At 29.8% G+C, this 22,184-nt stretch carries 22 protein-coding genes; 6 read left to right on the top strand and 16 right to left on the bottom strand.

Annotation, left to right across the window (positions count from 1 at the left end; genetic code table 11):
- Positions 1-240: IS30 family transposase (locus tag B5D41_RS05120; RefSeq protein WP_143555667.1), on the top strand; the 240-nt coding region annotated here is incomplete at its 5' end.
- A gap of 48 nt (positions 241-288) precedes the next feature.
- Here B5D41_RS05120 and B5D41_RS05125 read toward each other — a convergent pair.
- Positions 289-516, bottom strand: coding sequence for an AMP-binding protein (locus B5D41_RS05125; RefSeq protein WP_078809545.1), 228 nt, complete (start codon positions 514-516; stop codon positions 289-291).
- 374 nt (positions 517-890) lie between these two features.
- Here B5D41_RS05125 and B5D41_RS05130 point away from each other — a divergent pair, with 374 nt between their 5' ends.
- Positions 891-1,583, top strand: a complete 693-nt coding sequence (locus B5D41_RS05130; protein ID WP_078809546.1) for a lipid-binding SYLF domain-containing protein — start codon at positions 891-893, stop codon at positions 1,581-1,583.
- 71 nt (positions 1,584-1,654) lie between these two features.
- Here B5D41_RS05130 and B5D41_RS05135 read toward each other — a convergent pair whose 3' ends face one another.
- The 3 genes from B5D41_RS05135 to hslO all read right to left on the bottom strand — a co-directional run bounded on the left by B5D41_RS05135 (position 1,655) and on the right by hslO (position 3,562).
- The gene (locus tag B5D41_RS05135; RefSeq protein ID WP_078809547.1) at positions 1,655-2,140 is read right to left on the bottom strand and encodes a flavodoxin family protein; all 486 of its coding nucleotides are present in this window, start codon (positions 2,138-2,140) and stop codon (positions 1,655-1,657) included.
- Positions 2,141-2,360: 220 nt separating this feature from the next.
- Positions 2,361-2,486 carry a hypothetical protein gene (locus B5D41_RS14465; protein WP_268794132.1) on the bottom strand — a complete coding sequence of 42 codons (126 nt, stop codon included), beginning with the start codon at positions 2,484-2,486 and terminating at the stop codon, positions 2,361-2,363.
- Positions 2,487-2,662: 176 nt separating this feature from the next.
- The gene (gene hslO, locus B5D41_RS05140; protein WP_078809548.1) at positions 2,663-3,562 is read right to left on the bottom strand and encodes an Hsp33 family molecular chaperone HslO; all 900 of its coding nucleotides are present in this window, start codon (positions 3,560-3,562) and stop codon (positions 2,663-2,665) included.
- Positions 3,563-3,757: 195 nt separating this feature from the next.
- Here hslO and B5D41_RS05145 point away from each other — a divergent pair, with 195 nt between their 5' ends.
- Positions 3,758-4,261: a D-glycero-alpha-D-manno-heptose-1,7-bisphosphate 7-phosphatase gene (locus tag B5D41_RS05145; RefSeq protein ID WP_078809549.1), complete on the top strand. Its 504-nt coding sequence runs from the start codon at positions 3,758-3,760 to the stop codon at positions 4,259-4,261.
- 5 nt (positions 4,262-4,266) lie between these two features.
- Here B5D41_RS05145 and pdxR read toward each other — a convergent pair whose 3' ends face one another.
- Entirely contained in the window at positions 4,267-5,745 is a 1,479-nt protein-coding gene (pdxR, locus tag B5D41_RS05150) for a MocR-like pyridoxine biosynthesis transcription factor PdxR (RefSeq protein ID WP_078809550.1), read from the bottom strand.
- 202 nt (positions 5,746-5,947) lie between these two features.
- Here pdxR and pdxS point away from each other — a divergent pair, with 202 nt between their 5' ends.
- Entirely contained in the window at positions 5,948-6,826 is an 879-nt protein-coding gene (pdxS, locus tag B5D41_RS05155) for a pyridoxal 5'-phosphate synthase lyase subunit PdxS (RefSeq protein WP_078809551.1), read from the top strand.
- 23 nt (positions 6,827-6,849) lie between these two features.
- On the top strand, positions 6,850-7,434 hold the full coding sequence (pdxT, locus tag B5D41_RS05160; protein ID WP_078809552.1) for a pyridoxal 5'-phosphate synthase glutaminase subunit PdxT: 585 nt from the start codon (positions 6,850-6,852) through the stop codon (positions 7,432-7,434).
- A gap of 62 nt (positions 7,435-7,496) precedes the next feature.
- Here pdxT and B5D41_RS05165 read toward each other — a convergent pair whose 3' ends face one another.
- The 3 genes from B5D41_RS05165 to B5D41_RS05175 all read right to left on the bottom strand — a co-directional run bounded on the left by B5D41_RS05165 (position 7,497) and on the right by B5D41_RS05175 (position 9,240).
- Positions 7,497-7,856 carry a response regulator gene (locus B5D41_RS05165; RefSeq protein WP_078809553.1) on the bottom strand — a complete coding sequence of 120 codons (360 nt, stop codon included), beginning with the start codon at positions 7,854-7,856 and terminating at the stop codon, positions 7,497-7,499.
- A 245-nt stretch (positions 7,857-8,101) separates the two neighbouring features.
- Entirely contained in the window at positions 8,102-8,563 is a 462-nt protein-coding gene (locus tag B5D41_RS05170) for a sensor histidine kinase (protein WP_078809554.1), read from the bottom strand.
- Between the two features lie 26 nt (positions 8,564-8,589).
- Positions 8,590-9,240, bottom strand: a complete 651-nt coding sequence (locus B5D41_RS05175) for a Spo0B domain-containing protein (RefSeq protein ID WP_078809555.1) — start codon at positions 9,238-9,240, stop codon at positions 8,590-8,592.
- Positions 9,241-9,418: 178 nt separating this feature from the next.
- On the opposite strand from B5D41_RS05175, the gene glgP reads away from it, so the two are divergent.
- Positions 9,419-11,131, top strand: a complete 1,713-nt coding sequence (gene glgP / locus B5D41_RS05180; RefSeq protein ID WP_407695260.1) for an alpha-glucan family phosphorylase — start codon at positions 9,419-9,421, stop codon at positions 11,129-11,131.
- A gap of 67 nt (positions 11,132-11,198) precedes the next feature.
- On the opposite strand, the gene B5D41_RS05185 is transcribed toward glgP, so the two are convergent.
- The 8 genes from B5D41_RS05185 to B5D41_RS05220 all read right to left on the bottom strand — a co-directional run bounded on the left by B5D41_RS05185 (position 11,199) and on the right by B5D41_RS05220 (position 22,044).
- Positions 11,199-11,777: a class I SAM-dependent methyltransferase gene (locus tag B5D41_RS05185; RefSeq protein ID WP_078809556.1), complete on the bottom strand. Its 579-nt coding sequence runs from the start codon at positions 11,775-11,777 to the stop codon at positions 11,199-11,201.
- 35 nt (positions 11,778-11,812) lie between these two features.
- Positions 11,813-13,291: an ATP-binding protein gene (locus tag B5D41_RS05190; RefSeq protein WP_159442893.1), complete on the bottom strand. Its 1,479-nt coding sequence runs from the start codon at positions 13,289-13,291 to the stop codon at positions 11,813-11,815.
- Positions 13,292-13,610: 319 nt separating this feature from the next.
- The gene (gene thrC / locus B5D41_RS05195) at positions 13,611-15,104 is read right to left on the bottom strand and encodes a threonine synthase (protein ID WP_078809558.1); all 1,494 of its coding nucleotides are present in this window, start codon (positions 15,102-15,104) and stop codon (positions 13,611-13,613) included.
- A 397-nt stretch (positions 15,105-15,501) separates the two neighbouring features.
- Positions 15,502-16,170, bottom strand: coding sequence for a deoxyribose-phosphate aldolase (gene deoC, locus B5D41_RS05200; RefSeq protein WP_078809559.1), 669 nt, complete (start codon positions 16,168-16,170; stop codon positions 15,502-15,504).
- A gap of 19 nt (positions 16,171-16,189) precedes the next feature.
- The gene (locus tag B5D41_RS05205; protein WP_078809560.1) at positions 16,190-16,909 is read right to left on the bottom strand and encodes a DeoD-type purine-nucleoside phosphorylase; all 720 of its coding nucleotides are present in this window, start codon (positions 16,907-16,909) and stop codon (positions 16,190-16,192) included.
- Between the two features lie 276 nt (positions 16,910-17,185).
- Positions 17,186-18,601 carry a Na+/H+ antiporter NhaC gene (nhaC, locus tag B5D41_RS05210; RefSeq protein ID WP_078809561.1) on the bottom strand — a complete coding sequence of 472 codons (1,416 nt, stop codon included), beginning with the start codon at positions 18,599-18,601 and terminating at the stop codon, positions 17,186-17,188.
- Between the two features lie 205 nt (positions 18,602-18,806).
- Positions 18,807-20,651: a monovalent cation:proton antiporter family protein gene (locus tag B5D41_RS05215; RefSeq protein ID WP_078809562.1), complete on the bottom strand. Its 1,845-nt coding sequence runs from the start codon at positions 20,649-20,651 to the stop codon at positions 18,807-18,809.
- Between the two features lie 334 nt (positions 20,652-20,985).
- On the bottom strand, positions 20,986-22,044 hold the full coding sequence (locus B5D41_RS05220; protein WP_159442894.1) for a cation:proton antiporter: 1,059 nt from the start codon (positions 22,042-22,044) through the stop codon (positions 20,986-20,988).
- Between the last annotated feature and the right edge of the window lie 140 nt (positions 22,045-22,184).

The following is a 22,184-nucleotide window of genomic DNA, read 5'->3' on the forward strand; positions in this document are numbered from 1 at the left end:
CTAGTTGATACAAAAGTATATTTTACACATCCATATTCATCATGGGAAAGAGGTACCAATGAACGTCATAATGGTCTCATAAGACGTTTTATACCTAAAGGTAGAAGTATAAGTGAATTCTCCATTGAAGCCATTGGTAGAATTCAAAATTGGTGTAACACTTTGCCAAGAAAAATATTAGGATACCTAACCCCTGATGAATCTTTTGAGGATCAACTAAGAGAAATTCTATATGACTAAAATACCAAATTATTACAGTTTGAGATTAGTTCAATTTAATATTGCAATTTAGGCAGATTTAATAACTCCAAAATAAGAAATTAAAAATTCAATACTATTTGGTAAAAGTATACTAACCATATTTTCTACATTAATACCTAAATCAATTAAACCATTTGCTAATTGATTAGATTTTACTTCTAGTTCATAATAGGTGATTTCTTGGTCTTGAAAACTAGCTACAATCTTTTCTCTTTTATCTTTTGCAATTTTATTTAGAACTTTTCCTATTACCAATATTTTATAACCTCCTTGATTTTTAATTATTTTATCCATTATAAAATTTAAATGGTAGTCTTATATATACTTCAATTTTATAGAATAAAATCCCTTTATAATATAAGTTATTTTAATATCATTAAGTTGAATATACCAAATTATTAACCTGGGCTTTTAGCTTTTTTCTATATTTTAGTATTTATACAGACTTTAGTTTAATTAAAATCTTTAGAATTAAACTCTAAATATGATTAATAATAACTACTTTAAAGTTCACTATACCTTAGTTCAAAATTCTTTATATAACCTTTGACAATTTATATTTTAAATTTTATAATGAAGAAAGATGTACATATAAACAAAGAGAACGATTTAAATATGAGGAGGTAAAAATGAAATTTAAAAAGTTTTATATTTTAATTATTTGTCTGTTTTTAATAATATCACTAGGTATTAATAAAGTCCAAGCTGAATCGCCAAATAATCGTATTGAAAAAGCTATTAAAGTATTAAATGAAGTCTCTGATCAGAATGATGCAGAATCTATGGCTAGCCTACTTAGAAAAGCTAAAGGGGTTGTTATCTTTCCTAAAGTACTTAAAGGAGGGTTTATATTCGGGGCCCGTTACGGTGATGGTTTATTATTAAAACATGACACCAATCGTGATATCTGGTACGGTCCTTATTTTATTGAAATGAAAGGATTATCATATGGATTCCAAGCTGGAGTTCAGTCCATTGGTCTTGTTTTAGTTATTAATAATGAACTTGGTTTGAATAATTTTGAAGAAAGCACTCTAACCTTAGGAGGAGATCTTTCAATAGCTGCTGGTCCTGTTGGACGTTCAACAGAAGCCAGCACAGATATTGAATTAGAAGCAGCCATATATAGTTATTCAATGAGTAAAGGTGCATTTGCTGGTGTCTCTATTGAAGGTTCCCAAATAAAGAATGATACAGAAGCTAATAGAACTTACTGGGGGACTTCTCTTACTCCACATGAAATGCTTAACAAAAGAGCAACTAGCTACAAAATCACTTCTTTAATCAATACTATTGAAAAGCTTACGGCAACTGCAGATTAAATATATCCTAAAAAAAGACCAGAGCTAGATTATGCTCTGGTCTTTTAGCAAATTACTTTTTTAATTTAGACTTATTCAAAAATTTCTAATGCTTTAGCAGCAACTCTACTTCCAAATAGTTTTGCTCTTTCCTGTTGCTCAGCATCCCCTTCTTTAATACATACAGCTCCATAATGAGTAAAAGGTTTCCCTTCGGCTGAACCAACAGAATATACTAACATTCCTTTAACTAACATATGTCCTGCTAATGTTAATAAAGCCGAATCGGCTCCTCCACCTAAATAATTTTCTGTAGCAAAGGCAGCACCTAACTTACCTGAAAGATCAAATTCATGAGATGTATCAAACCATTTTTTAATTTGCCAAGAAAAATCTGCTAAATAAGTAGGACAACCAAAAATTACAGCTGCTGCTTCATCTAAAAATCCTTGGTCTATATCTTCAATTCCCATACATTTTACTTCAACATTTCCTGCTGAACTTGCTCCTTCAGCAATAATTCCTGCTACTGTCTCTGTATTCCCACTTTCGCTATGATATAAAATAGCTAATTTCATTAAATTAACCCCTCCTCTTTATAAAATAAACTGTACTATTAGTATTACTATAAAACAACTTATTTTCCTGTTTAGAACTTGATAAACATATTATTCTTAATTATCCATTTAATTTATATTTAATTAATATTTTCAGTCATAAGTGACTAAGTAATAAATGTACTATGTTAAATAAAATAAGAGCTAACTCCTATTAAATGAGAAGCTAGCTCTTATTCAATCATTCTGAAGAATTAGGAATTCTACCTGGAATTAAACCTATAACTGGTCTAACTGGATCAGGACGAGGATCAAAATTCATTGAACCATTTCCTGTTTCTGGTGGTTCAAAAGTAACTACTACCATATCAAACGGCCATGCTGACTGATCAATGGAAAATTCATTCTTAAAAACACCTAAACCATCTTGTAAAGTAAGATCTGTATCTCTAAAAAGACCAGTAGTTATATGATTATATAACCAACTAAATAATATAATTAGTCATTTATTATGAAAAACTCTAAATATACATAAAAATATAATTAACCTTTTCTTTGATCGTCTATGTTCTTAACTTTATCAAATAAATCATCAATCTCTTTTTTTCCATAAGAGTATAATTCACCACAAAAATGACATCTAATTTCTACCTGACCCTCTTCTGCAATTATCTCCTTAATTTCTTCTCTGCCTAAACCAACTAATAAATTTTTAGTACGGTCTTTACTACATTTACATTTATAAGAAACATCACGTTGAGTCAAAGTTCTAAATCTAAAACCATCTAAAACCTTTTCTAATAACTCTTCAGGACTTAAACCTTGATTTATTAATCCACTTACTGATTCTATCTTTGCTAAGTTTTCTTCTAATTGTTCTATTGTTTCTTCACTAGCCTCTGGTAATAACTGAACAATGAATCCACCAGCAGCTTTAACTGAAAGGTCAGTATCTATTAAAACTCCTAATCCAACAGCCGAAGGAGTTTGTTCTGATTGAGTGAAATAGTATGTAAGGTCTTCACCAATCTCACCAGAAATTAAAGGTACGCTACCTTCATATGGTTCCTTTAATCCTAAATTTTTACGGACAATCAACTTACCATTGCCAATAGCTCCAGCTACATCTAACTTTCCTTGTTTATTAGTCATAAAATCTATTTTAGGGTTACCAACATACCCTCTTACCTCTCCGTAATGATTAGATTCAGCAACTATCTTATTTAAAGGACCATCACCAATAATTTTTAAACCAGTTTCATGTCCAGTTTTAACCATAGACCCCATCAATAAATTAGCACTTAACGCTCTTCCTAAAGCTGCTGTTGCCACTGGTGTTGTATTATGTGCCTGTTGAGCATCTTTAACAACTTTAGTTGAATTAACTGCTAAAGCTCTAATCTCTTTATTTGTAGTCATTACTCTGATTAAATTATCTTTCACTTAGTATCACCTCTATATCATTATATCGTCTTATCTGTAAATTTTAAAATATTATTTTGCATAATATCAAACTTGAAATTTTTTTGAAAATCTAACTCTTATATGTTTAATTATGAGTATAATAAACAAAGATTAAGAAAATATTAATTATTGAAGAGTAACTATCTTATAAAAGAACCAAGAGGAGTGGATCAATTGACTAAATCCGTCTTTTTAGACCGCGATGGTGTTATTAATAAATATGATAAACCAGTTAATAAACCTGAAGACTTAGAGCTATTTCCTTGGACTAGTCAAGCCATAAACCAGCTTAATCAAGCAGGTTACAAAGTCTTTATTGTTACTAATCAAGGTGGTATAGAATCTGGTTACTTCACTACAACAGATTTAGAAAAAATCCACCAAAATTTAGTAACAACCTTAAAAGAAGATGATGCTATTATTGATGATATTGAATATTGTCCACATTTTAAATCAAATTGTAAATGTCGCAAACCAAAACCAGGCATGATATTTAAATTAGCTGATAAATATAATATCGATTTAAAAGCCTCCTTTATGGTAGGAGACCGAAACTCTGATATTATAGCTGGTAATAAAGCTAAATGTCAAACTATTAAGTTAGGAGAAGAATATCCTGCAGCAAATTATTCTGTTAAGAATTTAGCAGAAGCAGTCTCTATTATTAAATCTCATTAACCTCTTCATACTAAAGGCATCCAACGATTATCCCAATCCTGATTAGAGTTAGAGAGTTCTTTATTAATAACATCTCCTAATTTCTTAATTCCTTCTTTAATCTCTCGCTCAGTTACTGCTGCTATACTTAACCTAACTTTATTTGTTTGAGGTTGATTATGATAAAATACCGTACCAGGAGCAATATTAATTCCTGCTGCAAAAGCCTTATCATATAATTCATTAGCAGTAAGGCCTTGTGGTAGTTCCAACCAAATATTTAAACCACCCTCTGGTGCTACAAAGTCACATTCTTGAGGTAAATATTCATTTAAAACAGTAATCATAATCTGATACCTTTGCTGATAAGTTTCTTTTAATTTATTAAGTTGCTTCTCCCATAACTCTTCTCTAAAATACAGATCTAAAACTCGCTGAATCAAACCATCAGTAAAAATATCTGACATATATTTAGATAATAAAATATCATTAAAATGACATTCTGGAATAATTAAAAAAGCTAATCTCAAACCTGGCATGAATATCTTTGAAAAACTTTTAATATAAATTACTCTTTCATCTTCATCCATAGCTTTTAAAGCCATATTATTACTTTCTCCATAATTCAAATCACTCAAACAGTCATCTTCAATAATTAATAAATCATACTTTTGAGCTAACTCTAATATCCTTTCTTTTTTCTCCTGAGAATAACTATAACCTGTTGGATTTTGAAAATTAGGCATTAAATAAATGAATTTAGGTTTTTCCTTTTTTAATTCACTTTCCAACAACTTAAGATCTATCCCATTTTGATTAATAGGAATCTCTGTTATATTAGCATTTCGAGATTTAAAAACAGAAATTGCTCCAGGATAAGTAGGCTGCTCTACAAATACTGTATCTCCATAATCCAAAAAAGTTTTAGCTAAAATATCAATTCCCTGTTGTGCTCCGGAAATAATTTGGATTTCATTAACATCGGCTTCTATCTGATATCTATTTATATATTTACTAATAGATTTTCGCAATGCTAAATAACCTTGGCTCTTTTGATAACCGAAGGCGTATCCTCCATCTCTCTCTAATACTTTATTAATTAATCTTTTAAAAGGACTAATTGGAAATAAATCAGGAGTCGGAGCAGCAGTAGCAAAATTAATTATACCTTCTTGTCCACTTTCCTTCCTCTCTTCTATAAATTTTGTATCCTCATCAATATATACTTCCTCATCTAAGTAAATATCTTCTTTAAATTCAACTTTAGGAGCAACAAAAGTCCCACTACCAACTTTTTTATAAACTATTTCTTCCTCTGCCAATAGATTATAAGCATTAACAACGGTTACGTTATTAACTCCTAATTCTTCTGCAAACTTTCTAATCGATGGTAACTTTGTATGAGTTTTTACCTCTCCTTTCTCAATTAAACTTTTTAACTGACTATATAATTGAATATATAAATGTTTAGAAGATATTTTGTCTAATTGTACCCCTTTGAACATAATAGTTCCTCCTTATCTCTAAATTACAGACTATATAAATATTTATTGTACCCCTCTTGACAATACAATCTACTTTTGTATATAATAATTAATGGGTACAATACTATTTATTATAATATTGAACCCATACAATTTATTATATAGTAAATTAAAAACAGTGTAAAGTATAGGTTGTTAATTACTTAAAAAGGAGATGATTAAAATGAATGACAGATATGAATTGAACAAGAATCTAGCCCAAATGCTAAAAGGTGGAGTAATCATGGACGTAACAACTTCTGAAGAAGCAAAAATTGCCGAAGAGGCTGGTGCAGTAGCAGTAATGGCTTTAGAAAGAGTTCCTGCTGATATTCGTAAACAAGGTGGTGTCGCTCGAGCTTCAGATCCAGCCATGATTGAAGAGATTATTGAATCTGTTTCTATTCCAGTTATGGCTAAAACCAGAATTGGTCATTTTGTTGAAGCCCAAGTTTTAAAAGCTCTCGATGTAGATTACATAGATGAAAGTGAAGTTTTAACTCCTGCTGATGAAGATAATCACATTAATAAAGAAAAATTTGATATTCCATTCGTCTGTGGAGCTACAAATTTAGCCGAAGCACTACGTCGTATCGGTGAAGGAGCTAGTATGATCCGAACTAAAGGTGAGGCTGGTACTGGTAATGTAGTAGAAGCAGTTCGCCATATGAGAACTATCAATGCAGAAATTAGACAATTGACTACTTTAGATAGTGAAGAATTAATGACAGCAGCTAAAGAACATAGAGCACCTTTTGAATTAGTTAAGTATGTAGCAGAGAATGGCAGGTTACCTGTTATCAATTTTGCAGCCGGTGGAATTGCTACCCCTGCTGATGCAGCACTTATGATGCAGTTAGGCTGTGATGGGGTCTTTGTCGGTTCAGGTATCTTTAAATCGGGTAATCCTGTTAAACGAGCCAATGCAATTGTCAAGGCTACTGCCCATTATGAAGATCCTCAAGCCATTGCTAAAGTCTCAAAAAACATTGGGGAAGCAATGGTAGGAATTAATATAAGTGATTTACCTGACAATGAAAAATTAGCCGACAGAGGATGGTAATCTAATAAAGAAGGTGACAGACTATGATTAAAATCGGAGTATTATCGTTACAAGGGAGTGTCGAAGAACATCTTGACTTATTAGATAAAATTCCGGAAGTAACTCCTCTTCCAATCAAGAAAAAAGAAGAATTTAAAGATTTAGATGGGTTGATTTTACCTGGTGGTGAGAGTACAACTCTTAGTAAATTAATTCATATCTTCGAAATTAGAAAAAATATTATTAAATTAGCCCAGCAAGGTATTCCTATCTGGGGAACCTGTGCCGGTATGATTTTAATGGCTAAGCAAATCCACGGGCAAAAAAATAGTCATCTTGATTTAATAGATATTACTGTGAGACGTAATGGTTATGGTAATCAACTTGCTAGTTTTAAAACTAAGGCAATAATTCCCAAACTATCTAAACAAAAAATTCCTTTAATATTCATTCGTGCTCCTTATATTACAGAAGTAAATTCTAATGTTGAAGTATTATTAGAAATTGATGATAAGATAGTGGCTGTAGAGCAAAATAATCTTTTAGCTACTTCTTTTCATCCTGAATTAGATGATGATCTAACAGTTCATCAATACTTTGTGCAAAAAATAAAACAAAATATTAATTAAGATTCATTTTTTCAATAAATAGGACACGACCATAAATAATATAGGCGTGTCCTATTTCAAACTTAAAATATTTTATTAATAGCTTTCTTAAATTTATCTGGATGAACAGGTTTAATTAAAAAATCTTTTGCTCCATTCTTGATAGCTTCAATTATTATTGATTCAGAATCCATAGCACTACAGACTAGTATATTTGCCTCTGGATCTATCTTTAAAATTCTTTTCAAAGCAGTAAGCCCATCTACACCTGGCATAACAATATCTAAGATAACTAAATTTGGTTTAAATTTTTTATATAATTCTACCACTTCTATTCCATTTTTAGCTCTCCCTACTACTTCAAAACCAACTTCTTTTAACATATCCTTAAACATTAATCTCATAAATATGGCGTCATCAGCAACTAATGCTTTCTTTCCCATTAGATTCCTCCTACAAATATTACTTAAAAGATTACTAATTAATCTGTATTCTTCTTAACCAGATTTAATTCATAATAATCTATTATATTACGAAGTAATAAAATAGTATTAAATGGGAAATGCATTTCTGCATTTTGAGAAATCATAATTCATCTCCCCTACTTTCTTATAATAGGCTAATTTTAAATAAAATACCTGAACACTCATTCATATATAAACTAAAAATATAAATTATTATCCTGAATTTATTCAGAAGATTTAGGTAATTTAATAATTAATTTAGTACCAACCTTACTATTACTTAAAATTTCTATTGAACCTCCATATCGTTTAATAATCTTTTGAGTAATATAAAGTCCAAAGCCTCTATCTTCTTTATTACCATGTTTAGTACTAAAACCTAATTTAAAAATCTGTTTTTGTAATCCTTTAGGGATAACCGAATAGTTATTATGTACAACTATTTTAATTTGCTCCCCAACTACATCACTATTAATTTTAATTCGATTATTTTCTAAGGATTGATTATTAGCTAACTCATCAAGAGCATTATCAATCAAATTACTGATTATTCTAATCAACTTATGAGATGGAAGATTAGCTTTACGCAATGACACATTTAAATCCACCATTAAATCAACATCTAAACTTCTAGCTTCTGCTGACTTAGAAACTAAAAGACTATAAATAATTGGATCCTCATCCATATCTTCTAAATCTATTAACTTATAATTTAATGTTTCATCAATTTTTTTAAATAATCAATAATTCTATCATACTTCTCTAATTGTACTAATCCCCATAAAACCTGCAATTGATTCTTAAAATCATGTCTTTGAACCCTAAGCTGATTAATCATTTCTTCTTTTCCTTGACGTAATAAATATTCATTCTCTGCCAATTCACCTATAAATTTAGCTACCACTAATCCAAATACAGGTAACCAAAAAAATGACTGATTACTCATATTAGCTTGGCATCCCATTGCCGCTACTCCACATAAAACTGCTGCTAAATATGCTAAATCTTTACCATATTTTAAACCAATTCTAAAAATATATAAAATATAAATTACTTGAAAAAAGTTTGCCATTGCATAATCCAAATAAATGAATACAGTAATTAAAATAGCATCAATAATTAGTTCAAGAAAAGCCCATTTATGATAAGCATCAATTTGTATAACTGAATTCTTTATCTTAAAAGTAATTAATACTGAAATAATACTAATTATAAGGAAAGCTCCAACTGATAATGAAAAATTAAAATTAGAAGAAGTTCCATGCAGATACGTTATCACAAACATCATTAAAATCGCAATTATTTTAATATAATCTATCTTTTCAATCAAATTTTTATCTTGGTGCTCTATGACTGTAAACAATACATTTCACCTTCTATCACTTTATATATACTTCTTTTAATATTATTAGAGATTCACTCCTGTTTTCCCTTGTTTCTCGACAAAAATATTTAAAAAGTAGAATATTCCTACTCAGAAGAATAAATTATTAATTGTGAGGTAAAATAGAAATATAAAATATGAATAAAGGAGGATTATTTTGCAAAACAAACCTCATATTGCATACTTCTGTATGGAGTACGGTCTTAATGAAGAATTACCTATTTATTCTGGTGGGTTAGGAGTTTTAGCGGGAGATCATCTTAAAGCGGCTCATGACCTTCAGGCACCATTAGTAGCTATTGGTATGCTGTGGAAACAAGATTATACACATCAGTATATTGATGAAAACGGTAGACCATATGACACCTACCCTAATTTTGATTATGACTTTTTAAAAGATACTGGAGTTTCAGTCAACGTTAATGTTAGAGATGAAGATGTAACCTGCAAAGTAAAATTAGTAGATAGATATGATAACGCTCCTCTTTACCTCTTAGATACTAACTTCCCTGGTAGTGAACATGGCTGGATAACTAGTAGACTTTATGGAGGGCAGACTCAAGATCGAATAGCTCAAGAAATTGTTTTAGGCATAGGAGGTCTTAGAGCTTTAAGAAAATTAGGAATTCAAGTAGATAAATATCACTTCAATGAAGGACATGCTATACTAGCTGGTATTGAATTGATGCAAGAAAGAATGAAAAACGAAGGTTTATCCTTTCAAGAAGCTAAAAATGCAGTAAAAAAAGAGATTGTTTTTACTACCCATACCCCTGTTAGAGCTGGAAATGAAGCCCATGAGCATCAATTATTACAAGAAATGGGGGCTTATAATGGATTAAACTATAATCAGATGAACGAAATAGGCGGCGATCCTTTCAATATGACTGTAGCTGGACTTCGTTTATCTCATATTACTAATGGTGTATCTAAACTGCACAAAGAAACCACTAAAGAAATGTGGAAAGATGTATCTGGTACATCACCTATTATTGGAATAACTAATGGAGTTCATGCCAAAACTTGGCAAGATAAGAAAATGAGAAATGCTTATGAAGAAGATCAAGACTTGTGGCAACCACATCAAAAATCAAAACAAGAATTAATAGATTATGTAAAAGAAAATAACGGTGCTAATATGGATATTAACTCTATAATTATTGGATTTGCTCGTAGAGCAGCACCTTATAAACGTAGTGAACTAATCTTTAGAGATGCTGAAGCCATTGATCCACTTCTACGTGATGGTAAAGTCCAACTTGTCTTCTCTGGTAAAGCACATCCAAATGATCAAAATGGAAAAGATATTGTCCAAAATTTAGTTAAAATGGATCGAAAATATAAAGATTCTGTTGTTTTCTTAGAAAATTATGATATGGAAATCGCTCGTAAATTAGTTAAAGGTTCCGATGTTTGGCTTAATAATCCACGTCGTCCATTAGAAGCCAGTGGAACCTCTGGTATGAAAGCTGCTATGAATGGAGTATTAAATCTAAGTGTAGTTGACGGTTGGCTAGCTGAAGGTCCACAGCATGGAGTTAGTGGTTGGTTAATTGATGAAGCACTCCATGAAGAGTATAATCATTTAAGTGAAGATGAAAGAGACCTTAAAGCTCTTTATAAAATTATTTATGATGAAGTAATTCCGACATACTATGATAACCGTGCTAAGTGGAAAGAAATGATGAAAGCAAGTATTGATATGTCCCAGTGGAAATTCTCTGCTCAAAGAATGGTAGAAGAATATTATGAACGAATGTATAATAAGAATTTAGTTCGTCCTGAACAAAATCAACAACCTAGTGCTAAGCCTTTTGAAACAGTAACAGAATCTATTGAGGTAATCTCTCCACCTCAACAACAAATGTAAATCTAACTATATAATTATAAGTCAACATGTTTCTAAACAGTTATGCTTAGAAACATGTTGACTCTTTTTATTTTATATTAAAAACTAAACCATAAAAATTATCATCTTCTTTAAAAGTATTCAGAAGTTCATATCCCTTATCTTTAAAAATATCAATAACCTCTTCTTTAGAAAACGCTATTTTAGCTGGAGGACCCATATCTCGTTCTTTATCATTCCAATCCACAATTACTACTCGATGTTTATTCTTAGAAAAACGTTTTATTTCATCTATAAGTTCTTCTGGTTCTTCTAGTTCATGAAAAACAGTTACTAAAAATGAAAGATCTACTTGCTTAGATTTTATAGGTACTTCACTTTCTTTAGATTTAACCAATTCTATATTCTGTTGCCTATCAATTTTACTCTCTAAAATATTTAACATTTTAGGACTAATATCTATAGCAAAAACCTTTCCAGCACTAAATCTTAATCTTTCAGCTAATGGTAAGGTTAAGTAACCAATTCCACAACCTATATCAGCTACTACCATACCAGGATTAATTTCACCTAAACCTTGTAAAATATTATCTACAGGTAAAATCTTTCTTCGTTTAGGACTATCTAATTTTTCATATTCATTTTCATTAAACTTTTTATCTGTCATCTCTTGACCTCCTTATGATTTGGATCTTATATTGTTTAATATGGTAGAGTAACATAAAAAATAGTTCCCTTGTTCTCTTCAGTTTGAAAAGAAATATTGCCTTGATGTAAATTATGAATAATATGATAAGTTACCGGGAGTCCTAATCCTGACCCATTCTTCCCTTTAGTAGATGTGAAAGGATCAAAAATTGTTTCTTGAATATCCTCTGAAATATTTGGGCCGCTATTATAAATGCTTATTAGAATTTCTCCATTAGTATCCCACGCTTTAACCTTAATCTTACGTTCTTTTTCATGATTTTCTAATGATTCTATAGCATTTTCCACTATATTTATTAAAGCTCTTTTTAATAATTCTTTATCACCATAAATTATAGACAGATCACCTTCAAAGTCAGTTTCAAATTCTATACCATATTTAGGACAAAACTTTCTTAAAAAATTCTCAACATCCAATAATATTTCTTTTAATTCTAATCTTTCAAATGTTGGTTTATCACATTGACAAAATTCCAATAACTGTCCTAATAAAGTATTTAATTCACCAACTTGTTCATTAATCTTATTAAAATATAACTCTAGCTTTTCTATTTGAAAATTATCTTTACGTGCTAATAATCCCCCAACTTCTGCCGAAGATTTGACAACCTGCAACGGGTTCCGCAATTCATGAATAATTCTAAAGGCCATCTCTCCAGCATTCTTTATTTCATTAGCTTTTTGAGCTTGATTAACCAATTTAGTCTTCGAATCTAAATCAATTAGAATATCAACCCCACCAACTAATTCATCTTCAACCATCAAAGGAAAGGAGATAACATTCAAATGAAATGTATCATCACCTGACCTTAATATTCGCTTACTTTCTAATAACTTCTTTTGATCCATAGCTTCTGTTAATAATGGATCATAATCATCAGGCAAGACTTCAGTAACTTTTTTTCCAATTAGCTCACTATCAACTACTTTAAATTTACCATAAGGATCTGTTACATCAATATAATGATATTCATTATCTACTATCCAAACATCTGTTATTTCTGAACTAGTATTAAAATTTAATATCTTGATATCATTAAAATCTGCATCAGCAATTACCTCAATTCCTAAGACTAAAACTCCTATACCACCAGTGTCTAAATTAACTGGTAAATTACAATAGATTAATTGATAATCATATTCTTCAAATAAATTATCTCGATATCCATATGTAGGTTTCCCTGTTCTCAATGTCTCCTGTAAAAAGAGTTTTTGTGGGTCAAGTGCTAAATTTAAACTAGCAATTAATTTACCTTCTACTTCAGACGGTGAACTATTTAAATATTCACAAAATCTATTATTAGCAGATATTATTCTTCTTTCATTATCTAGAGCAAATGAAATGCCTGAAAAATCACTTACTATGGCCTTTACATCAAGATTTAACATCTCTTTCCCTGTTCTAAACCCTGTTTGGCTATTCTCAATATTTTTCAAATTAAGAGTTATATCTTTAAATTTTCTAATATTCATAATTACCCCTCGCATTTCGTTAGTATATAATAACTGCTAATATTTTCTAGATTTAATTATATATTATTTATTAAATAACAATATTCCATAATATACTCATAATCCCTTTATCTCATTTATTTATTTTTTTAAAATGGATATCAACTGTCGTTTTTACATGCATGTATTGTTATGTTATCATAACAATTTAGTACAACTAATTATATTCCATATATTTTATTAAATTCCTTCTTTTTTAGAAGTAATTAGACATTAAATAGAAAGATCAGCTAAATATTTAGCTGATCTTTAACTCAATTAATAATTTTTTTGTATAATTTTATAATAATTTCTTGATTATAGCCCTAATTTCATCTACTTGACAATTAAGATTATGTTTAATTTGTAGTTCTGCCAAACCCTGTAGTCCAGGATGTATATCAACTCCTGTCTTTTCTTCTAATTTTTCTAAAATCTTAAATTCATCTATTTTAGAAGACAATAAAGACTCATCAATAGCTTCTAATACTGTAGAACTAAATTTATATGGATTAGCCGTAGCATCAATTACTGTTTTAGTCTTATCTTCACTACTATTAAAATATTCTTTATAAGCTTTAATTCCAACTGCTGTATGAGGATCAATCACATAATCATATTCTTGATAGATATCTTTAATTATCTCTTTAGTCTCTGCTTCAGTAGCAAATTTCCCTACAAATAGCTGATCAATCTTTTCTTTTGTTTTATTATCTATTTCAAATTTACCTTCCTCATTTAATTGCTGATACCATTCATTAATTTTGTTAGAATCATGTCCAGTCATTTCGAATAAGAATCTCTCTAAGTTAGAAGAAATTAAGATATCCATCGATGGACTAATCGTCTCTTTAAATTCCCTATTCTTATTATAAATCCCTGTATTAAAAAAGTCTGTTAAAACTTTATTATCATTAGAAGCACAAATAAACTTATTAACAGGCAATCCCATTTGATAGGCATAATATCCCGCTAAAATATTACCAAAATTACCGGTTGGGACTGTAAAATTAATCTTATCACCTGGTTTAATATCTTCCTGATTTAAAAAATTAGCATAAGCTTTAAAATAATAAATAATCTGCGGTACTAATCTACCCCAATTAATAGAATTAGCTGATGAAAATTGATAACCTTCTTTAGCAATTATTTCATTGAATTCTTCATCTCCAAAAATTTCTTTTACACTACTTTGACAATCATCAAAGTTACCCTTAACAGCGATTACTTCAGTATTATCACCAGTAGTAGTTATCATTTGATGCTCTTGTGCTTTACTAACTCCATCTTGAGGATAGAAAACAATAATCTCAATTCCATCAACATCTTTAAACCCTTCTAAAGCTGCTTTACCTGTGTCTCCAGAAGTAGCTACTAAGATTAATATATCTTCATCTACCTCCACCTTATTAATAGCTTGCACTAATAAATAAGGCAAAATCTGTAATGCTAAGTCCTTAAATGCTGCTGTAGGACCATGCCATAATTCTAATATGTATGTCCTATCATTTAATTTATGAATTGGTGTTACTTCTTTTGCTGCAAAATTATTCATATTGTACGCTTCTTTAATTGCATTCTCTAATTCTTTATTTGTATAATCAGTTAAAAAGACAGATAAAACTTCTTTTGCAATTTCTTGATAACTTTTATCCTTCATCTGATATATAACCTCTTGAGATAAACTCGGCACATCTTCTGGAACAAATAATCCTCCAGCAGGTACCATTCCTAACCTAATTACTTCTGCTGAATTAACTTTTTGATAATTCCCTCTAGTACTAATATATTCCATTCTACTCAATCCTTTCTACTTCTCTTAGAGGTAATTATACCAAATCTAAAATTGAATTTAAAGTTATTATAGGGATTTTTCACATAAAATAACCACTGAAATTTATATAAAAATTAATTATTAATGACTTTAATCATCAACCATCTCTAAATCAGTTATATTTTCATGAAAACTATTTAATTTACAACTTACGTCACATATTTGTAACATATTCATCATATTTTCATCAAATTTATACTATATAATTATAATTGAAAGGTTAAGTTAGTTAACACTTACCCCTTTATATAAATAGTGTTAAATACTTACCCCTTATTTCCCCTTTTTAATATCCCTTTTATAAAGAGCTACCTATATAGGTAGCTCTTTATGTTTTTATTCTAATTATTTTATTGTTTTAGTAATTTCCTGTAGTTTCTTTTCCAGCTATAATCTTAACACCTGAACTAGCTCCAATTCTAGTAGCTCCTGCTTCAATCATCTGTTTAGCATCTTCTAAACTTCTAATTCCCCCGGAAGCTTTAACTTCTAATTCATCACCTACAACTTCTTTCATTAATTTAACATCATCTATAGTCGCACCACCAGTTCCAAAACCTGTAGATGTCTTTACAAAATCTGCTCCTGCTTCTTTAACAACTTGACAAGCCTTTCTTTTTTCTTCATCATTCAAATAACAAGTTTCAATAATTACTTTAACTATATTATCTGAGCTAACTGCAACTACTTCTTTAATATCATCTTTAACAATATTCCAGACTTCAGATTTTACTGCTCCTAGATTAATTACCATATCAAGTTCTTGAGCTCCATTCTTAATAGCATTTTTAACTTCAAAAGCTTTAACTTTAGTTGTATTCATGCCTAATGGAAAACCAATTACTGTACAAACCTTAACTGAACTACCTTTTAATTCCTCACTAGCTAATTTTACAAAACTAGGATTTACACATACAGAAGCAAAATTATATTCTTTAGCTTCTTGACACTTGGTCTTAATATCCTCCTCAATTGCATCAGCATTTAAAATAGTATGATCAATCATATTTGATATTTCTTGGTTCATTATCTTCACCTTCCTCTTTTTAATCAAATAATTTAGTTACTGTCTTTAATACCATTTCTGTCATTCTATCTACACCTTGTTGAATCTTATCTTTATCTGCCCTTACTTGAGTAAAGACATGATCTGATACAGTAAGTACTGTTGCTGCTCTTAAACCATACTTAGCAGCAATATTATATAAAGCTGCTGTTTCCATCTCCACACCCAAAACACCATATTCAGCTAATTTCTTTAATCCATCTATATAGTTATCACTTTTACCATAAAAATAATCAGAAGTCACAATCTGTCCTACATGAACAGGCATATCTAATTTAATAGCACTTTGATATAAATTATTAATTAATTCAAAATCAGCTGGTGGAGCTAACGTAATGTCATCAGTTAAACTATTAATTGTAGTTCCTGCAGTAGCAGCTGATTGGCCAATTAACAAATCAGCAGCTTCTAAACCTTCTTTTAGAGCACCACAAGTTCCTACTCTAATTAATGTTTTTGCTCCTAACATATTTAATTCTTCTAAAATAATTGCAGTAGATGGAACTCCCATACCTGTAGTTTGAACAGATACTTTTACTCCATTAAAAGTTCCTGTATAACCATACATCTCTCTATAACTAGTATATAACTTAGGATCATCTAAGAACTTTTTAGCTATATACTTAGCCCTTTCTGGATTTCCAGGTAATAATACAATATCAGCTACTTCATCTTCCTTAGCTTCAATATGAATTGGCATTTATAATATCCTCCCTATAAAATATAATCTTAATAATTATATTCCTAAATTATTAACTTTTACCTTTTCTTACTTCATGAATAAGATTATATGTAAAGTATCTGTTTTACCAAACAATTTATAAGTCGTCTGACATCTAACCTTTCATAATCCCATTTTAATGTATTTCAAAGTAATTGTCAATCTAATAAAATAACAAAACTTTTATTACAAATCAAAAAGATCTCCCTAACTATATAGCTAGAGAGATCTTTTTGATTAATTAAATATATTAATCTAAGCTACCTCTGATGCATCTACTTTCACTGTACTCGTTTCATCTATCTCTTCAATAGTTATTCCCATAAATCCATATATCATAGAAATTACTGGAACAATTAAATTAAAGAAAGCATAAGGAACATAAGCAAATGTATCAACACCTAAAGTTGCAGCCATATATGCTCCTCCAGCTGTCCATGGAATTAATACTGCAGTTAAAGTACCACTATCCTCTAATACCCTAGATAGATTCTTAGGATGCAATCCTTTTTTCTCATAAGCTGCTTTATACATCTTACCTGGTACAATAATAGATAAGAATTGATCACCTAATAAAGCATTGGCTCCAATACAAGCTACAATATTACTCGCAATCAATTTACCAGTTGTATTAGCTAATGATAATATTTTATTAACTATTACTTCTAATACCGAAATCCTATCAAGTACCCCACCAAAAGCTAAAGCACAAAGAATTAATGATATCGTCCACATCATACTATTTAATCCACCACGAGATAAAAGACTATCTACTACCTTTACTCCTGTATCACTACTATATCCATAATGCATAGCATTAATAACTTTAGAAAAACCAGCTCCCTGGAATAACATAGCAAAAATTCCCCCAACCACAGAACCTGAAATTAAAGTAGGAACTGCTGGTATTTTCATAGCCGCCATAATAAATACCATTACAGCCGGTAATAACATCCAAATATTAATTGTAAACGTCTGATTTAATGTATCTAAAATAACATTTATCTTATTAACATCTAGTGCTTCTGTTCCAAAACCTCTTCCTAAAAATCCATATAAAATTAAAGCTATAATATAAGCCGGTGTAGTAGTATAAACCATATGTTTAATATGTTCAAATAAATTACTTCCAGCCATTGCCGGAGCTAAATTAGTAGTATCAGATAATGGTGACATTTTATCTCCAAAATAAGCCCCAGAAATAATTGCTCCAGCTACCATTGGTAATGGAATTCCTAAGCCCTGACCAACTCCTATTAATGCAATTCCTACTGTTCCTGCTGTCGTCCAAGAACTACCACTAGCCAGGGAAACAACTGAACATATTAAGACTGTTGCCACTAAGAAAATTTGTGGTGATAATAATTTCATACCATAATAAATCATTGTAGGTACAGTACCACTAAGAATCCAAGCACCGATTACAATACCAATAATCAATAGAATAATTATTGAACCCATAGCTACATTAATTCCATCTATCAATCCTTGTTGAATATCTTTCCAATTAAATCCTAATACCACTCCTAAAAGACTAGCTACTGCAGTTCCTAAAACTAATGGAATATGTGGATCAATCCCCAAAAATACTATTCCAGTAAATAATAATACTGCCGTTATTACTATAGGTAGTATAGCTTCAAATAAATTAGGTTTTCTTATTTGTTTCATTCTAACTCCTCCTGTTTTATTATAACTTTTATATTTTAATACTTTAACCAACTAAATTATAACTAACTAATCTACCTATGACAAATATTATCTTACTTATATATGTTAGTTTATCTGTTACTTGCTTCTTTTTAAGCTAAATTACTACCTTTTTTGCAATTTATCACTTTATCATGTCAAATTAAATGATAAATCCTATTAAATATTAACTTGCCCTTTCTAACTGCCTAGCGACTAGCTGTACACTGTCATGACTGCCAGCAATTGTTAAGATATCACCATATTGTAATTTATTATATCCATGCGGGATAATTAATTCATTATTTCTTTCTATAGATAATAATAAACATTCTCCTGGCAAATCTAAATCTGATACTTTCTTATCAATATAGAAACTTTGTTTCAATCTTATCTCTTTAGTAGTTAATTTTTCTTCAGTCAAATTAATAAACGTTTTAGGACTTCTAATCAGATTTTCTAGCATAACTACTGCTGCTATAGAAGGAGTTATTATATTTATCCCTTCCTCTGATAATATTTTATTTTTCTCCATGTCACATTTAGAATTTAAAAGTAATATATTTTCAACTATAAAATTATCTTTGACTAATTTACAAATTTTTTCATTAACATAATCATCACCGGTAGCTACTACTAAAGTGGTATTCTTATTAATATCTACTTGCTTTAAAATAGATAAGTTAGTAGCATCACCTTCAATAACTTCATCAGCTAATTGCTTAGCTCTTTTTACTCTATTACTATCTTTCTCTATAATAGTTATTTCTGTATGATCTTCACGTAACTTTTTTACTAATAAAGAAACTAATTCACCACTCCCAATAATTACAATAGATTCTTTATCTTTTTCATATTCTGGACAAAAATAATCAAATAAAATTGGTGAAACAGTACAAGTAAAAATAGCTGTTAATATAATCGCTGAATTAATACTTTCACCGATTATTCCTAACTCTAAGCCAATAGTAGAAGCAGCAATTATTAAACTTAATCTAGATGATAATAGAAACCCTGCACTTAAAGTCTCTCGCCATGAATAATTCCGTTTAAAAATCAAAGCTGGAATCAATTTTACAAGGTAGGAGGCTATAATTAAACAAATAGTAAATAACCAAATATCTTTAGAATTAAATAAAACAGTAATATCAAATTTCACGCCAACCATAATAAAGAAAATTGGAATAAAAAAACCATAACCAATAGCATCTAATTTATGATTTAAGTAATTATTTTCATCATCAGAAATTAAAGAAATAATAGTTCCTGCTAAAAATGCTCCTAAAATCATTTCAATACCTAATTCCTGAGCTAAAGCAATAAAAATCAAAATTAAGGCAAATGATGCTCTAACTTTAATTTGAGAAGTAGCATGAGCTAACTCATCAAATATTTTACTATTACTAAAGATAATACCCATTTTATGAAAAATGATAAAGGCTAAAAAAAGAAGACCAATCAATAAAATTTGATGAAGGGCACCAGAAGTAGTTAAAATAGCAAAAATAGTAATTAATAAAATTGTTAAAAAATCTGCCAGTAATGCAGACAGTAATAACTGTTGTCCATAATCAGTAGTTATAATTTCTTTTTCTTTTAAAGTTGGCATGACTATTGCTAAAGAAGTAGTTGAAATTATTAAAGTCATCAACCAAGGAGTAGATAGTAGATTGAAAATTACAAATAATTGAGATATAATATATGAAATTAACAATGTTAAAGAAAAGATAATAATACTGTTTAAAATAGAACCATTTAATATACCTTTTTCTTTTTTAGCTGTTCTTTGAATTAAATTAAAATCAACTTCTAATCCAGATAAAAACATTAAAAAAGCAAATCCAAATTCTGATAAAAAATTTAGCCATGATCCAGCTTCTATTAAGTTTAATCCACTCTTTCCAATTATAACTCCAGCAATAATCTCTCCCACCACTACCGGAATTTTAACTTTTTTAACACTTTCAATTATAATTGGAACTATAAAGGCCAATAAAGTAATAATCACCAATGAATTAAAAGAATGCTCCATCCTCCTATCCCCTCCTATTAATTTTTTTCTATAAATTACTTATATGCCCAATTATATTGTATCAGTAAAAATTAATATATGATATAAGTTTCTTTAGAATTTACTATAAAATCTTTAGGTTTTATTTTAAAAAGAGAATAAAAAAATAACAGCCCTTTAAAGAGCTGTTACCTGTGATTCCTCATCTTCTAAAGAATAATTATTAATATGTTCTTGATCATCATCTGCCCCTTTATCAATTTCCCCTGCTTTATTTAATGCAAACTTAGCTGCTAATGGACCAATTAATTCACTAACAGCAACCGATGCTAAAATAAGAGATGTTAAAGTTTTACTAAATTGAGGAAAAGCTGATGCAGCTACAAAGACTAATCCAACCCCTACACCTGCTTGCGGGATTAAACCTAGACCTAAATAACGTCTTACTTTTTTTAGGTGCTTTAGAAATTGTTGCTCCTGTCCATGCCCCTAAGACTTTACCTACAATTCTAGAAACTATAAAAGCAACTCCAACTAATCCAGTACTAAATAATGCATCTAATTGTAATTCAGCACCAGCTAATGTAAAGAAAGCAACAAAAATTGGCACTTCAGCTGCTTCAATAACTTCTTTAATCTCATGTTGTGAATCAAAGAAATTAGTAAGAGCAAAACCTGCAGTCATATTTACCAATAATGGAGATAGATGATAAGCATCTGCTAACTCCATATCAAGTAAGACAGTAGTTAATACAATTAATAGATACTCCTTCTTAAGCTTAGTTCGATGAGCCAAAAAGGCAAGTAATTTAGCAATTATCAAACCTACAATTATTGAACCAAATATTTCAATGAATGGCTGTCCTATCATACTCATTATTGAACCGCCTCCATTAATTAGGACCTGATCCACTGCTAATACTAACCCAAATAACATTATACAAACTGCATCATCAATAGCAATAGTCGCTAACAAAGTACTAGTAAAAGGCCCTTTAGCTTTATATTCTTCAATTACCGCAGTAGTAGCTGCTGGAGCGGTTGCTGAAGCAATTGCACTTAAAATTAAAGCTAACGGCAATGAAACTCCAAATAGTAACATAATACTTAAAACAACCATAAATGTTCCTAGAAATTGAAAAAATGTTATACTTATAATAGTAAAACCTAATTTTTTTAATTCATCTATAATTAATTCCTCTCCAATTGTTAAAGCTATTAATCCTAATCCCAAATTTGTAATTGGCGCCAATGTCTTAACATATTCATGAGTTTCAATTCCTAAAACTGATTCACCAAATACAACCCCTGTTAATATATAACCTGTAATAGATGGAATCCCTATCTTATTAAATAAACTTCCTACTATAAAACCAGAAAGCAACATCAAACTAAATGCTAAAACTAAATTCACATTATCCAGCCCCCTTTTTAGACTACCTAGAGTCCATCTTAATTTATATTGTAACATCAATATTTAGAAGAAGATATAAATTTTTTTGGTTCTTTCTATAAAATCTTTAGACATATTTAAAAGCCTACTAAAAATTCAAT

It is taken from the genome of Selenihalanaerobacter shriftii, from assembly GCF_900167185.1.
Classification (GTDB): domain Bacteria; phylum Bacillota; class Halanaerobiia; order Halobacteroidales; family Acetohalobiaceae; genus Selenihalanaerobacter; species Selenihalanaerobacter shriftii.